The following is a 15108-nucleotide window of genomic DNA, read 5'->3' as shown; positions in this document are numbered from 1 at the left end:
TTAGGGCATCGCTCCCCTACATTGCTGTGAATGAATCAAAGTGCGCTCTAATACTATTGAGAACCAAATACGGGGGCTACGCCCCTGCGACCCATTTTTAGAAGTGCCCATTAATTATTCAGGCGAAAACTCTGAAAAAACTTTTGCGCTAGGGCTTCCGAACCTGTAGGCACTGACACATCCAAAACATAAAGACGAGAACCATTTAACATAAAAAATGCTTCGCCGGTGCGTTGAACCCCGTTACTTGTGGTCGCATAAACCAACCGTTTCCCCGATAGACCGTTAATCGTCGCCGGGTCAAAGGAAATTTCCCGGACATTCTGTTGATCCCGAAGCAGGGAAGCCTTCGCCTGTCCCATCAGCCCCTCCGCACCCACAAATTGAATCGCCAGGGCGGGTAAGTCCGAATAACTCACGGAAAACGACCCGTCCCCCTCCTTAGCGGTAAAAATGTAGGTGGTCACGGTACCGACCGGGGAAGCATCCTGCACCTGGGAAGCGGTGGGTGGGAGGGGCATTTCCACCTGAAATTGACCAGCACTGGGGTTGAAAACTGTCCAATTCCCTTGCGACCTGGCTCCCGGTACCGACCCAACCCATACTGCCATTGAAAGCATGATCGCCATTGCGCTGGACTTCAGACCACCACCAAGCTGAGCCATACCGGATTTCCTCAAATATGGGTAATTTTTTGGCAATTTTTCCCCAGGGGGCACCAAGACCTAAGTGTAATTCGCTAAGAACTCTGGGTCAATGGTCTGTTCCGTCCCGGCGAAGTCGTGTTCCGGGGTGAGAAAGAGCATACAGTGACATTCCTTGCGCTCCCGCATGGGGACACAGGGGCAGTTCCAAAAACCCTGCTTGGCTTCCGCTTCCTTATCTTCGTAATGGCGGCAGGGGCACAGGGGGGCACCCAATTCGTCCTTATGTTTGGCGAGACCCTGGATTACAGTCGCCGTCACCCCCAAATCCACGCAAAAATAGGTATCCGTCCGCTGGGCATAGGTTTCAGCGAATTTCCGCATGGTTTCCAAACTGGTCGTGGGGGTGGTGGTCGTGGTCATGGGGGAGAAAAAATAAGTGGGAATGTCTCTATTTTGCCAGGAAATCTGGGGCAGGCGGGGTAAAATCGGAATGTTCGTTACACTTTGTCACCCATGCCCTGGCCCCGTTGTAGTGGCATTTTACTGCATCCCACGTCTCTGCCGGGAGCTTGGGGGATTGGGGATTTAGGCTCTGGCAGTAGGGCTTGGGTGGATTTTTTGGCGCAGGCGGAACAGCGGCTCTGGCAGATTTTACCCCTGGGGCCGACGGGTTACGGCAATTCCCCTTACCTGTCCTACTCGGCGATGGCGGGTAATCCCCTGTTGATCAGCCTGGAACCTCTACAAGCCCAGGGGTTTTTGCCGTCGGATGTGCCCCATCCCCCCTTGCCCGCCCACCGGGTGGATTACGACGGGGTGTACCAGCATAAATTACCCCTGCTCCGTCAGGCTTGGGTTGAATTTCAGCGTGACCAGACCAGCATGGCGGCCCTGCGGGAATTTCAAACCCAACAGGCGCATTGGTTGCCGGACTTTAGTTTGTTTATGGCTTTGAAGGATGCCCACGGGGGTCAGCCCTGGTATGAATGGGAGTCAGGGTTGGCGTGGCGGGATGGAAATGCTTTAGCGCAATGGCGGGAGCGGGTGTACCCGGACCAGGAATTTCACAGCTTTTTGCAGTACCTGTTTTGGGAACAGTGGCAAGCCCTGCACGCCTATGCCCAGGAACGGCAGGTGCGGATCATTGGGGATTTGCCCATCTATGTTGCCCACGATAGTGCCGATGTTTGGGCGCATCCTGACCTGTTTGCCCTGGACCGGGAAACGGGGGCGGTGGCGTTGATGGCGGGGGTACCCCCGGATTACTTCAGTGCGACGGGGCAGTTGTGGGGCAACCCGGTGTATGACTGGGAAGCCTTGGCGCAGACGGATTTTGCCTGGTGGGTGCAACGACTGCGGCATCTATTGCAACTGGTGGACATCATCCGCATTGACCACTTCCGGGGCTTTGAGTCCTATTGGCAGGTGCCCCAGGGGGAGGAAACCGCCATCAATGGGGAATGGGTGACTGCGCCCGGAGAGGCGCTGTTTCACACCCTGCGCCGGGAATTGGGGGAATTGCCGATCCTTGTGGAGGATTTGGGGGTGATTACGCCGGAGGTGGAAGCCCTGCGGGATGGGTTGGGGCTACCGGGCACCAAGGTTCTGCAATTTGGGTTTGATGAGAACCCGGACAACCCCTACCTGCCCTGCAATTTCACCCAGAACTGCGTGGTCTATACCGGCACCCACGACAACACCACCACGGTCGCCTGGTACCAAAACCTGGATGAATCTGCCCAACATCGGGTGATCCGTTATCTGGGTTATCTGAGTGCCCAGGGCATCCACTGGGATTTACTGCGCCTAGGGATGGCTTCCGTGGCCCGCTGGTGCCTGGTGCCGCTCCAGGATGTGCTGGGGTTGGGGGCGGAGGGGCGGATGAATGCCCCCGGCGAAGGGACGGGCAATTGGGAATGGCGGTACCGGGCGGAGGCCTTAACCCCGGATTTGGCGGAAAAACTTGCCACCCTCACCCGCACCTATAGCCGGGCGCACCAAAAATGGCCGCTCCCAGAGAAACCTGAAAATTCACATCACCGCCAGCCCTGACCGGCACACCGTCAGCCAATTCTTTAAGATACTCAGCCCCACCGACCCGGACTTTTCCGGGTGAAACTGGGTGGCGAAACAATTGCCCTGGGCAAGCGCCGCCGTCAGGGTATGTGACCCGTAGGACACCGTAGCCGCAATGATTTCCGGTGCCGCTGGTACCCCGTGGTAGGAATGGACAAAATACACCCAGGCTTCCGGGGGCAAGTTGCGCCAGAGGGGACAGGCAGGTTGCGTGAACTGCAGTTGATTCCAACCCATGTGGGGGATGGGATAGCCCGGTAATGGCTCTATTTGCCGCACCACGCCGGGGATAATGCCCAAGCCCGGTTCCTGACCCTCCTCACTGGCGGTAAATAATAATTGCAAGCCCAAACATATACCTAGAAATGGTTTATTTTGGGTAATCCATCTGCGAATTGGCGTGATTAAATGGCGTTGCTGGAGTTGGCGCATGGCCGGGTCAAACGCCCCTACCCCAGGGAGAATCAGCCCATCATATTCATCAGAAATTTCCTGAATCACCTCTGCCTGTACCCCCAAATGAGCCAGGGCTTTGGCCACAGAATGCAGATTGCCCATGTCGTAGTCAATAATTCCCAGACGCATGGCAGGTATCCCAGCCAGATAAAAGGTGAGTATAGCCATCCTACTTGATTAACGTTAACTTGCGTGCAGAACCAAGGACGCTGCGACCGCTAACTTTGAATTGATGGAGGTGCCCAAAATTTTTACTCACAATGCAGGCGATGTAGCGATATAGTAAGATCAGGTATGATATTTTGGTTATCCCGGCATTCCTATTGCCCACATTGTTAGGACTTTTCCCCATGAACATCCAGCCTGAATTTCTGGCAAATACCCTTTGGGTTGGACTTTTGGTAGGGGTCATCTGGGCAGGATTTTGGCCACCAGTAGCTCAAGCCTGTACCCGCATTTTATGGAACAACAACCAATTTGCTGTCGTGGTGGGGCGAACTATGGACTGGCCGGAATCCACAGAACCGATTTTGACGGTCTTTCCCCGGGGCATGAAACGCAACGGCGGGCTTTTGGGGGACACGCTCGTTGTACTTGAAAACCCGGCGCAATGGACATCCAAATATGGCAGTTTGGTGACAACGGTCTATGGTGTAGGCACGGCGGATGGCTTGAATGAGCAGGGCTTGGGAATGCATATGCTCTATCTGCACACTACGGATTTTGGGGCACGGGATGTCAGTAAACCAGGAGTCCAAGCGGGGCTGTGGGGACAGTATTTGCTGGATCATGCCGCCACAGTTGCGGAAGCGATTGCCTTGATGGATGAAATTCAGCCGGTCATGGTCGAATTGGCTGGCATGAAAGCAACGGTTCATTTAGCCATTGAGGATGCTCAGGGGGATTCAGCGATTTTGGAATATGTGAATGGCGAGTTAACCATCCATCACGGTGCTGAGTATCGGATTATGACCAACGACCCCCCCTATGAGGAACAGTTAGCCTTCCTCAAAAATTGGGATTTTACCAATGCCACCCGCCAAACTCCTCTCCCTGGCAATGTCGATCCAAAAGACCGTTTTGTCCGAGCCACCTATTACCAAATGATGTTGCCAGAACCCAAAACCGAGCGGGAAGCGATTGCCGGTATCCTGGCGATTGCCCGCAATGTTTCAGTCCCCTTTGGGGCGCCGAATCATATCCCCGGCTCTCTGTACAATACGGAATACCGCACCGCTATGGACCTCACCCATCGGCGTTACTTTTTTGAGTTAAGCAATAGCCCCAATGTGGTCTGGATTGATCTGGATCAACTCAATGTAAACCCTGGCGCACCGGTGTTAACCCTTGATCCAGATAATATAGAACTATCGGGCAACGTCACCACCAAATTTCAGCCCGTGGCAAAAGCCCCTTTCTAGATCAATATTTTGAGTAAACCCCCACGAGGAAATGTCGCAGGGGCAAGGTCTAAGATCACACCGCCTAGGCAGGTACCGGAGTTGGGGTATGGGACAGACTGGGGGGAGCCTGCACTTGACTGAGCCAGTGGTGCAATTTTTCCCCCTCAATCACTTCCGTTTCCAGAATTTCCTGGGCGATGGTTTCCAGCAGTTCCCGGTTGTGGCGCAGAATGTCCAGGGCTTGCTGGTGCGCCTGTTCCACAATCTCCTTCACCTCCCGGTCAATCGCCTGCGCTGTTTCCTCACTCACCGCCCGCCGCATCTCCATCGGATTGCCCAGGAACATATTGGGTTGGGCCTGTTGGTAGGCCAGGGGACCAAGCACCTTGCTCATGCCAAAGGTGGTCACCATCCGTTCCGCCAAATCCGTCGCCCTCTGCAGGTCGTTGCTGGCACCGGTGGTCACTTGCCCAAACACAATTTCCTCGGCGGAGCGGCCCCCCAACAGGGTAGCAATCTGCCCCCGCAGTTCCTCCTCACTCTGCAAAAACCGATCCTCCGTCGGCAGTTGCAGGGTGTAGCCCAGGGCGGCCATCCCCCGGGGGATGATAGAAATTTTCTCCACCTTCCCCGAACCCGGCATCAGGGTACCCACTAGGGCATGACCCACCTCATGGTAGGCGACGATGCGTTTTTCATTCTCATTCAAGACCCGGCTTTTCTTCTCCAAACCGGCCACCACCCGCTCCACCGCTTCGGCAAAATCGGCCATGGTCACTTCGGTACGCTGATTGCGGGCCGCCAAGAGAGCCGCTTCATTCACCAAGTTCGCCAAATCCGCTCCGGCAAACCCTGGGGTACGGGCGGCAATTTTGTGCAAATCCACCTCGGGAGCAAGTTTCACCTTGGCCGCATGGATTTTGAGGATGGCTTCCCGGCCAATCAAATCGGGACGGTCCACCAACACCTGCCGGTCAAACCGCCCGGGCCGCAGTAAAGCCGGGTCAAGGGTTTCGGGACGGTTGGTGGCGGCCAACACAATCACCGTCGCCCCGGAAGCCTGGAACCCATCCATCTCCGTCAACAACTGGTTCAGGGTTTGCTCCCGCTCGTCATTACCGCCGTAGAAGCCGCTACTGCTCCGGGATTTGCCAATCGCATCCAATTCGTCAATAAAGATAATGCAGGGGGCTTGCTTTTTCGCCTGCTCAAATAAATCCCGCACCCGAGCCGAACCGACCCCCACAAACAATTCCACAAACTCGGAACCGGAGATGCTGAAAAACGGGACTTTCGCCTCCCCTGCCACCGCCTTGGCCAGCAGGGTTTTCCCCGTCCCCGGCGGCCCGACCAGCAGTACCCCCTTGGGGATTTTGGCACCGATTTTGATGTAGCGTTCCGGGCTTTTCAGGAAATCCACAATTTCCACCAGTTCCGCCTTCGCCTCGTCACAACCCGCCACGTCCGCAAAGGTGACTTTGCCCGTTTCCCCCTCCACATAGACCTTGGCACGGCTCTTGCTGATGGAGAGGGCACCCTGGGGGCCACCCCCACCCCGATTGAGGAAAAACTGCCAAATGGCGACGAAAATCAAGGGGGGCAAAACCCAACTCAACAAACTGCCAAACCAACCATTGCGGGGGGGCGGCACGGCGGCAAACTCCACCCCGTGATCCTCCAACCGCTGGGGCAAACCCAAATCAAAAATGGGCGTGGTCGCCAACACCTGTCCCCCAAACTCCGGGCGCAGTTGGTAACGAATTTGATTTTGACCGACGGAAGCCCGCGCCACCTCCCCCTCATCCACCTGATGGATAAACAGGCTGTAGGGCACCTGGGGAATCTGGGGCCCCAACAACCCCGGTAAAAACAAATTCAACACCAGAAAGCCCAGTCCGACCAGAAACAGAATGTTGCCAATGGCACGGGGGCCAGGAAGCTGGGGAGATTTTTTTATCGCCATACCTTTAGGAAAACTTTGGGATCATACGCATCTATATTCCACTATAAAACCCTTGAGCACCGCTGGTTGGGGGCGGAAAACCCTACCCATTGTCGCTCCCAAATAAAAAAGGGTAGGATACAGGAGATTTACAAAACGCAACCATTTGATTCACGAGCCGTAACCCTATGACCGTCGCCTACCCCCGTAAGTTTGGAGCCTGGAATGCCCGTGCCATTTTGCACCAAGTGGTACAACAGCGGGAAATTCACCTGATCACCCTCAACCGCTATCGGTTCAGCGAGCAACGCAGTTGTAAAGATTTAACCAACCTCGTGGAACAACTCGACGGTCAACCCCCGGAACTGATCCGGGACCTGTCCCGCCACATCAGCGATGAAGCCCGCCATGCCATGTGGTTGACGGATTTGCTCTGCGACTTGGGCGCACCCGTGGGCAAACCGCCGGGCACCAGTTACATTGAACAGTTTGAAACCCTTTTGGACAGCGAAACCTACACCCCCGGCAGTGATGAATTTTTGATTGCTTCCCTGGCGGCAATTAATGTCACCGAAAAGCGGGGTTGCGAGTATTTTTCCGCCCATATCTACGCATTGAAACAGGCTCCCCAAACTGAAGAAAATGTGGCAATTCGGGAGACGATTGAACGGATTTTCCCCGAAGAAGCCGCCCATGTGCGCTGGGGCAACCGCTGGCTGGCGCATCTCGCCCGCAAAAGCCCCCGGCATGAACAACTGGTGAATCAAGCCAAGCAACGGTACAGTGCCATCGAGCAAGCCGCCTTTGAATCCGGCATGGACATTACCCTGGGAGCGGAACTGCGGCGGGTGGAACGGTTGGTGGCGATTGCCCGCACCCTGCCCGTGTGGGAACGCCCCGGCTATCTGATGGAGCGGCTCCCGTCAGCCCTACTGGCGCCCGATTTGCAACGCTCCCGGATTGACATCATGCAACGGGCGTGGCAGAGAGACCCGCAGAAATTTATCGAGCGGTTTATCCCCCTGTTTCTCAACCCCAATCCGCCTGCCCCGGAACAGGTGAAGCGATGAACGTGGAAATTTACACCTGGCGCACCTGCCCCTTTTGCATCCGGGCAAAGGCACTGCTGAACCGCAAGGGTGTGCCCTTTACGGAATACGCCATTGACGGGGACGAGACAGCCCGCACTAAGATGGCGGAACGGGCGGGGGGGCGGCGGTCGGTGCCCCAAATTTTCATCAACGGTCAGCATATTGGCGGCTGTGATGACCTGTACAATTTAGAACGATCTGGCGAATTGGAACGGCTCTTGCAGGCATGAATTTTGCCTTTATCATTGACCCCATCGAGCGGCTCGACCCTGGGCATGACTCGACGGTGGCGATGATGGAAGCGGCTCAGGAACGGGGGCATGGGGTGTGGGTCACTCGGATTGACCAACTCAGCGTGCGCTCCGGGCAAACTTGGGCGAACCTCACGCCGGTGCAACTGCAACCCGTGAGCCTCAAACAGGGGCGCTACGACATTCCCCAACCCTGGTACCAGTTGGGGGAACCCACCCGGCGACCGTTGGGGGAAATGCAGGGGGTATTCATGCGCCAAGACCCGCCGGTGAATACTGCCTATTTATGGGCAACGTACTTACTGGATTATGTCCCCCCGCCAACGTTAGTGGTGAATCAACCGGCGGCACTCCGATCCGCCAATGAAAAAATGTTCGCCCTGCAAGTTCCTGAGTTATTGCCCCCAACCCTGGTGAGCCGGGATGTAGGGGAAATTCGGGAATTTATCACCCGCTATGGACCGGGGGTGCTGAAGCCCTTGGGGGGCAAGGCGGGGGAAGGGATTTTGTATCTTGACCCGGCGGATCGCAACCTCAATTCCCTGATCGAACTCAGCACCCAGGGGCATTTGCCGGTGATGGTGCAGATGTATTTACCGCAGGTTGTCCAGGGGGACAAACGGGTGATTTTGCTGGCGGGGGAACCGATTGGGGCGGTAAACCGGGTACCCAAGGGGCACGAGTTTCGGGGCAATATGGCGGTGGGGGGGCAGGCGGTTCCCTGTGATATTACCGAACGGGATCGGGAAATTGCCGCCCGGTTAAAGCCCCTACTCCAAAGTGCTGGATTGTATTTTGTCGGGATTGATGTGATCGGCGGGTATCTCACGGAAGTGAATGTCACCAGCCCCACCGGCATTCGGGAAATTGACCGGCTCAACGGCACCCAGTTGGGACACAAGGTAATCGCCTGGGTGGAAGAACAATGCCAGACAAGAACGCTCAAAAATTTAAAAATTTAAGGACATTTTGACAATCATTGACAATCATCTGAATAATGAGTTTTCATGCTTAAAAAAAACTAAGGGTCGCAGGGCACCGCCCCGTGTTGGTTCTAATAGCTTGGGTGGCGTAGCAATGTAACCCTATTTTCCTATTATTTTCACATTAATTTCACATAATTTTTCCCATAGATGATCTGGTATGGCTATCCTGCTCTGAAGCAGAACCAAGAGGAGTCTAAAAATACTTGGCGTAATCTAGCGTTTTAACAGTGCCGTCACCTTCTCAATCAACTGTTCAGGTTCAAAGGGCTTGACGATATAATCCGTTGCCCCTTGCCGTTTTGCCCATTGTTCATCGAAGGCTTCCCCCTTGGAAGAGCAAACCAAAATCGGCACATTCACCGTACTGGCATTGGGCTTGCGTAACTCCCGGATCAATTCATAACCATTCATCACGGGCATCACCACATCCGTAATCACCAAGTGGGGCACCGCCTGCTTCACACATTCCAGCGCCTCATTGCCGTTGGTTGCCGCCAACACCGTCAGCCCCTTTTCCTGGAGTAAACCGATGATCATTTCCCGCTGGGGGGCGCTATCTTCAACCACTAAAACCGTACTCATGGGGAACCGCAATATGAATTACTGATTATATTACACCGATATTGCCCTAGATAATAACCCCCGTGGCGAAGCGAGATTAAAATTAACGGCTGACCCCCCGCAGTAAACTCCGCACCGTTCCCACCAAAACCTGGGGTTCAAAAGGTTTTACCACATAGGCATTGGAACCCAGCCGCTCCGCCCAGTGCTTGTCAAATTGCTCCCCCTTGACACTACACACCACCACCGGCAGTTTGGCTAAATCGGGCTGTTTGCGGATTTCCCGCAGAAATTCATAGCCATTCATATTCGGCATCACCACATCCAGGACAACCACATCCGGGCGGGTTTCCTGTAGCTTTTGGAGGGCTTCCCGCCCATCGGCGGCGGTAATCACCTTTAACCCATCCTGGCTCAGGGTTGCTGCCATCAGTTCCCGCTGTGTCCGCTGGTCTTCCACCAACAAAACCGTCGCCATGAACCTTCCCTTTGCAATATGGAATGGTTAGACTAAACTAATTGTACACTCAATCCTGACAATCTCAAAATAGGGTAGCAAACCTGTTATACTGGCAGTGCAAACGCCACCGCATCCCGCTTCATGACCTCCCTGTTGATCATACACTGGGATGTTCTCATGAAGAGGGTACAGTTTAGTTAATGTAATTTTCCTCAGAACCAGCATCTTAGGGCGAATATCGTGAAGTATCTAGCAGAGATTCAACGGCGGCAAAAGACCGGCTTTTTGGGTAGCACCATGATGTCCAGTGACGTGAATGTCCTGGCTGTCCAACGGGGAGAACTCTGGGTCGCTACCACCGCCAATCTCCAGGTGGATGACAAACGGATTGATGCCTACGGGAATGGGGCTTTGGTGCTGATCGAAACCAACGCCAACAACCAAGTCCAGCAGATACAGGATGCCAAACCCCACGTGATGGGGATCATGCGCCAATTGGCTCAATTGCAGGAAAAACTGCAAGAAGTGGAGCGGGAATCGGCAGAAATGCAACAGTCCCTGATGATGCAGGCGCAGGAATTTCATCGCCGTCAAATGGAATTGGAAGACCGCCTAGCGCAGGTGGAGCAAGCCGAAGAGGCGATGGCGGGACTGGAAGAGCAACAGCGGCAACTGCAGGTATTTCAGGCGGAAATTGAAGCCCTGCAAGCGGAAATTCAACGGAAGGAAACGGAACTGCAACAGGCGTGGGCACAACTGGAACAGGAACGTTCGCAACTGGAAGCCAACCGGGTAGGGGTCTTGACCCGGGAAATGGCGGGGCAGATGATGGATTGCCTGGAACGGTTGCGCCAATCCCAACCGGCGGGGGACAGCCTCAGCCAATGGCAGTACCTTTTGACCCAGGAACAGGAATTTCTCGCCAGCCAATGGCACCAGTTAGCGCAAGGGCGGCAGGAAGCCCAGGGGTTGCAGGAGCAAGTCCAGCAACACCGGCAGTCCCTCCTCGCCCAATGGCAACAACTCCAGGAACGGGAAGCCCAATCGGTGGCGCAGGAACGGTTGGCGGCGCATTACCAAACAGACTGCGACCAGTTGCAGAACCGACTGCGGGAACTGGAACAGGCACTCCATATTCAGGAACAGACCTGCCACCAACTTAAACCCCTGGTGGGTGCCGCCGCCCTGGTGGACAAAGCTGCCCTGCTGGCGATGAACCTAGAGGATTTGGAGCGGGAAGTCGCCGAAAAAGAAGAATCCCTGCACAAGTTTCAAAAATATGTGAATGAGCAAGAAGAAGAACTCAGGATGCAACAGGAAGCCATTGATGAAATCCAGGCGCGTATCCAACAGGCAAACGACTACGAGCGGATTGACCTGGAAAATGAATTGGAAAGCGAACAGCAAAATTACCAATTTTTAGAAGCCTCCCTCCAGGGTCAGCGGCAAACCCTCGCCGAACGGGAAGCCATCGCCCGTGCCTACCGGGAAATCCTCGACCAACGCCAGGGTCGCAGTGTCCCGGAAACCAAAAGCTCAGATTTAGAACCCATCCTCCGCTTGGCAGAACAGCAGTACCAACGGCTCCAGCAGGAACGGCAAACCCAGGCGCAAATGTTGCAGGAACGGCAAGCCCAGTTGCGGCACTGCCAGGAAACCCTCAGCCAGGAGCGGTCAGCCTGCGCCGAACAACGCCACACCCTGGAGCAACAGCAACAGGAACTCGACCAGACCCAACAGCGGCTCGACCAACTCTGGGGGCGGCTCCACTGCCTCCAGGAACTCCTGCAACCCCAGCAAGACCGGCTCGACCAAACCTGGCACTGCTACCACCAGATCACCCAGGGGGCAAGTCAGGGGCAAACGGCGGTGGTGGAGGAACTCTTGGGGTTGGTGAGCCAGGCAATACAGGGCTAAGGGTCAACCAATTCCCCCGCACCATCGCCCGCTGACCCCCCGGCAACGGTGCCGTACTGGCTCCAGACCCCTGGGTGAGTAACCGCCGTGCCTGTTCAATATGCTGGAACCTCACCGCCCGCCGGAGATGACGTTGTAAAAAAAAGCGCAGGACATGGCGTTGCAAAGCCAGGGGAAACTGGGCTAACCGGCGGCGATTTAAGCCCTGAACTTGGGGGTCGTACACCTGCGACCAAACCCGAGCCACCCACCCTTGCCAAAACCCCTGTTCCGCCGTCAAAATCTCCAGGGTTTGTAACAATTGCAGTTCCACTTGCGGGTTAAAATGCTGGCGCAGGTAGGGCAGAAGTTCCTGGCGAATCCGGTTGCGGCGGTAATCCCGATTGTCATTCGTCCCATCCAGCCAAACCCCCAACCCCTGTTCCTGGCAATAGGTCGCCGTCTCCGAGCGGGTCACCGTCCACAAGGGTCGCACCAGTCGCACCCTATCGGTCAACCCCCGCTCTGGGGCAAGCGCCACCAACCCCGCCAACCCACTGCCCCGCCAAAGATTCAATAAAAACGTTTCCACCCGGTCGCTCGCCGTATGCCCAGTGGTAATAATTTTGTAATTATATTGTAAAGCGATTTTTACCAGGGCTTGATAGCGCCATTGCCGGGCGGCAGATTCCTGGGGGGGTAAATGTTCCGCCTGAACCAGGTGGTAGGGATAACCGTACCGTTGGGCAAGCTGTTGGATGTAATGGGCATTCTCCCGGCTATCGGGGCGCCACCCGTGGTCACAGTGGGCAATCCCCAAATCCCAACCCCAGCGGGGGCGCAGGTGATGGAGGACATCCAACAAACACAGGGAATCCTGACCGCCAGAGACCGCCACCAAGAGGCGGGTTGCCGGGGGTAGGTAGTTGGACTGGCGCAGGAAGGCTTGGACGTGCCGCCGTACCCGTTGGGTCATGCCCCGTGCCAATGGGCAATGGTGATGCTGGGTTCCGGGCATTCCCAGTGGTGAATGTGGGGATGCCGGTCGAGGTACTCCTGCACCGCCTGCCTCAGCCGCCCCGTCCCCTGTCCATGCACAATCCACCACGCCCGTTCCCCCGGATGTAAATGGGCATCCAGGCGGTCTGCGACCTGATCCACCCGCAAGCCCCTGAGATCAATGGTATTGGCAGGAGTTTGTACCAACGGCGGCGGCGGTAACGCCACGGGTTGCCCATCCAGGGAGGTAATGTCCCGCACCGGCGCACTGACCCGCAATTGCCCCAAGCGCACGTTCATTTTCCCATCCCCATCCGGCAGGCTCAGCACCTCTCCCACCTGACCCAGCACCCGCACCCTCTGCCCGATTTGGGGGGTAAAGCCCTGGGGTTGGGGACGAGGACGGGGTTGATGTCGTTTTTGAATGGCGGTCAAGGCGGCACTGGCGGCGTGAGCATCCTTGGCGTTCACCTGCGGGCTTTTCAGGGTTTGGATCACCTGGGCAATTTCCTGTTTCGCTTGTGCAATAGCGGTTTCCACCGCTTGGGTTTCCCGTTCCGCCAGGGCTTGCTTTTGCTGGTGCAATGCCTGGGCTTGCTGTTGGATTTGTTGGTACAGGTGTTCCGCCTGCGCTAAAAGTTCCGTGGCGGCTTGGTTTTTCTGGGTTTGCTCCTGGCGTTGCTGTTCCATCTGGCGAATCAGGTCGTTGAGTTCCAGGTGTTGCCCCTGGAGGTAGGTGGCGGCTCGCTGGATAATCGCCGGGTCAAACCCCAACCGCTGGGCAATGTGCAGGGCTTGGGAACGCCCAGGAATCCCCCACAGCAGGCGATAGGTGGGGGCAAGGGTGGTTTCATCAAAGGCGACCGAGGCATTTTCAAACCGGGCATCCTGGTACTTGAGGGTTTTCAGTTCGCCGTAGTGGGAGGTGGCTAAAGTGAGTTGGGCTTGGTTCGCACAGGTTTCCAAAATCGCCCGTGCCAGAGCCGTGCCCTCCGTGGGGTCTGTGCCCGCCCCGACTTCATCGAGCAGAATCAGGGATTGGGGGGTCGCCGCCTGGAGTATCCGGTGAATGCGGGTGATATGCCCCGAAAAAGTCGATAAATTCTGGCTCAGGGATTGGTCATCCCCAATGTCCGCCAACACCTGGTCAAACCAGGGCAACTGGGCTGGTGCCGCCGTCGGCAGGTACAACCCCGCCTGAGCCATCAGCACCATTAACCCCAGGGTTTTCAGGGTCACGGTTTTGCCCCCCGTATTGGGTCCGGTAATGGTCACCACCCGCACATCGGCGGGAATCACCAGGTCAATGGGTACCACCGTCCGCTCCGGTTCAACCTGGGCGTGCCAGACCAGCAGGGGGTGCCGTACCTGGCGCAACTGCACCGAGGGCACAAACTGGGGGGGATGGGCGTGCAACCAACGGCTGTAATGACACCGGGCACAAGCCACATCCAAACGGGTCAACCCGTCGGCAAGATGGCGCAACTCCGCCGCCACTAGACCCACCTGGAGGCTCAACTCCTGCCGCACCGCTTCCGCCAACTCCTGCGCCTGTTTCTGGTAAATTCGCCGCTGGTTATTCAAGGGCACCACGCCCTGGGGTTCGATGTAATAGGTAGCACCAGAAGCGGAGGTATCGTGAACTATGCCCGGAATCATATCCTTATGGGTCGCCTTCACCGGCAGGACATAACGTTCATTGCGCTGGGTGATCAGCACCTCCTGCAGGGCTTGGGCATATTTTTGGCAAAGATGCTGGAGGGTTTGGCGCAGGGTTTGCTCGATGTCCCGGCACTGTTGGCGAGCCTGGGCTAGGGCGGGACTGGCGCGGTCGGTCACTTCCCCATCGTCATCAATGCAGTGGTAAATTTGTTGCGATAATTCCGGTTGGGTGCGCCAATTTTGCACCAGTTCATGCAGTACAGTAGTCTCCCGGTGGGCTTCGATTTGCCGCCGCACCTGCCGAGCCGTGTGACACACATGCGCCACAGACAGCAACGCCAACCCACTTAGAATCCCCCCCCGTTCCGCCCGTTCAATACTCGCTTCCACATCCGTAACGAGGGTCAAATCAAATGTGATCCCCCGTTCGGCGAGGGTATCCACCGCCTGGGTTTCCGCCAGCAGATATTCCGCCTGGGGGCGTGTGGGGGCGGGTTGCCAAGCCTGCGCCAACCTTTTTCCCGGTTTAGTCTGGGCAAAGGTGGCTAAATGTTCACACAAACGGGGCCATTCCAGCAGTTCTAGGGTTTCTTGGCGAATGTCACGCATCCTACAGTCACAGGTCAGCTGGTTTCGATCCTAGCGTGGGAGCCGGGGGAACGCAGGGGTTAGAATACA

The 15108-nt window shown here is 56.2% G+C and carries 14 protein-coding genes; 6 read left to right on the top strand and 8 right to left on the bottom strand.

Annotated elements, in window-relative coordinates; all coding sequences use genetic code 11:
• Positions 1-110 precede the first annotated feature (110 nt).
• Positions 111-611, bottom strand: coding sequence for a hypothetical protein (locus MLD66_RS11925; protein WP_247218169.1), 501 nt, complete (start codon positions 609-611; stop codon positions 111-113).
• A 114-nt stretch (positions 612-725) separates the two neighbouring features.
• Complete coding sequence (locus MLD66_RS11920) at positions 726-1067, bottom strand: ferredoxin-thioredoxin reductase catalytic domain-containing protein (protein ID WP_247218168.1); 342 nt, start codon at positions 1065-1067, stop codon at positions 726-728.
• A 93-nt stretch (positions 1068-1160) separates the two neighbouring features.
• On the opposite strand from MLD66_RS11920, the gene malQ reads away from it, so the two are divergent.
• Positions 1161-2699, top strand: coding sequence for a 4-alpha-glucanotransferase (gene malQ / locus MLD66_RS11915; RefSeq protein WP_247218166.1), 1539 nt, complete (start codon positions 1161-1163; stop codon positions 2697-2699).
• Here malQ and hisH read toward each other — a convergent pair.
• The gene (hisH, locus tag MLD66_RS11910) at positions 2679-3308 is read right to left on the bottom strand and encodes an imidazole glycerol phosphate synthase subunit HisH (RefSeq protein WP_247218164.1); all 630 of its coding nucleotides are present in this window, start codon (positions 3306-3308) and stop codon (positions 2679-2681) included. The two genes, malQ and hisH, sit on opposite strands and share 21 nt — an antisense overlap.
• 221 nt (positions 3309-3529) lie before the next feature.
• Between hisH and MLD66_RS11905 the strand changes: the two genes are divergently transcribed.
• Positions 3530-4600 carry a linear amide C-N hydrolase gene (locus MLD66_RS11905; RefSeq protein WP_247218162.1) on the top strand — a complete coding sequence of 357 codons (1071 nt, stop codon included), beginning with the start codon at positions 3530-3532 and terminating at the stop codon, positions 4598-4600.
• A gap of 64 nt (positions 4601-4664) precedes the next feature.
• On the opposite strand, the gene ftsH4 is transcribed toward MLD66_RS11905, so the two are convergent.
• Positions 4665-6545, bottom strand: a complete 1881-nt coding sequence (ftsH4, locus tag MLD66_RS11900) for an ATP-dependent zinc metalloprotease FtsH4 (protein WP_247218160.1) — start codon at positions 6543-6545, stop codon at positions 4665-4667.
• A 167-nt stretch (positions 6546-6712) separates the two neighbouring features.
• Between ftsH4 and MLD66_RS11895 the strand changes: the two genes are divergently transcribed.
• Genes MLD66_RS11895 through gshB form a run of 3 tightly spaced genes read left to right on the top strand, consistent with a single transcriptional unit; the run spans position 6713 to position 8828 of the window.
• Complete coding sequence (locus MLD66_RS11895; RefSeq protein ID WP_247218158.1) at positions 6713-7594, top strand: ferritin-like domain-containing protein; 882 nt, start codon at positions 6713-6715, stop codon at positions 7592-7594.
• On the top strand, positions 7591-7845 hold the full coding sequence (gene grxC, locus MLD66_RS11890) for a glutaredoxin 3 (RefSeq protein WP_247218156.1): 255 nt from the start codon (positions 7591-7593) through the stop codon (positions 7843-7845). The genes MLD66_RS11895 and grxC overlap by 4 nt, the downstream gene beginning before the upstream one ends.
• Positions 7842-8828, top strand: a complete 987-nt coding sequence (gshB, locus tag MLD66_RS11885; protein WP_247218155.1) for a glutathione synthase — start codon at positions 7842-7844, stop codon at positions 8826-8828. The genes grxC and gshB overlap by 4 nt, the downstream gene beginning before the upstream one ends.
• Positions 8829-9065: 237 nt before the next feature.
• Here the strand turns inward: gshB and MLD66_RS11880 are convergent, their stop codons facing one another.
• Complete coding sequence (locus tag MLD66_RS11880) at positions 9066-9434, bottom strand: response regulator (RefSeq protein WP_247218153.1); 369 nt, start codon at positions 9432-9434, stop codon at positions 9066-9068.
• Between the two features lie 82 nt (positions 9435-9516).
• Positions 9517-9891 carry a response regulator gene (locus MLD66_RS11875; protein WP_247218151.1) on the bottom strand — a complete coding sequence of 125 codons (375 nt, stop codon included), beginning with the start codon at positions 9889-9891 and terminating at the stop codon, positions 9517-9519.
• Positions 9892-10113: 222 nt separating this feature from the next.
• Here MLD66_RS11875 and hmpF point away from each other — a divergent pair, with 222 nt between their 5' ends.
• Entirely contained in the window at positions 10114-11790 is a 1677-nt protein-coding gene (hmpF, locus tag MLD66_RS11870; RefSeq protein WP_247218149.1) for a pilus motility taxis protein HmpF, read from the top strand.
• Here the strand turns inward: hmpF and tilS are convergent.
• Complete coding sequence (gene tilS, locus MLD66_RS11865) at positions 11711-12787, bottom strand: tRNA lysidine(34) synthetase TilS (RefSeq protein ID WP_247218147.1); 1077 nt, start codon at positions 12785-12787, stop codon at positions 11711-11713. The genes hmpF and tilS overlap by 80 nt on opposite strands.
• Positions 12742-15039, bottom strand: coding sequence for an endonuclease MutS2 (locus tag MLD66_RS11860; protein ID WP_247218145.1), 2298 nt, complete (start codon positions 15037-15039; stop codon positions 12742-12744). Before MLD66_RS11860 ends, tilS begins: the two co-directional genes overlap by 46 nt.
• Between the last annotated feature and the right edge of the window lie 69 nt (positions 15040-15108).

Source organism: Synechococcus sp. C9 (genome assembly GCF_022984075.1).
In the GTDB taxonomy this organism is placed as follows: Bacteria; Cyanobacteriota; Cyanobacteriia; order Gloeomargaritales; family Gloeomargaritaceae; genus Gloeomargarita.
Note: the sequence above shows the minus strand (reverse complement) of the source record. Positions and strands in the feature narration are given on the sequence as shown.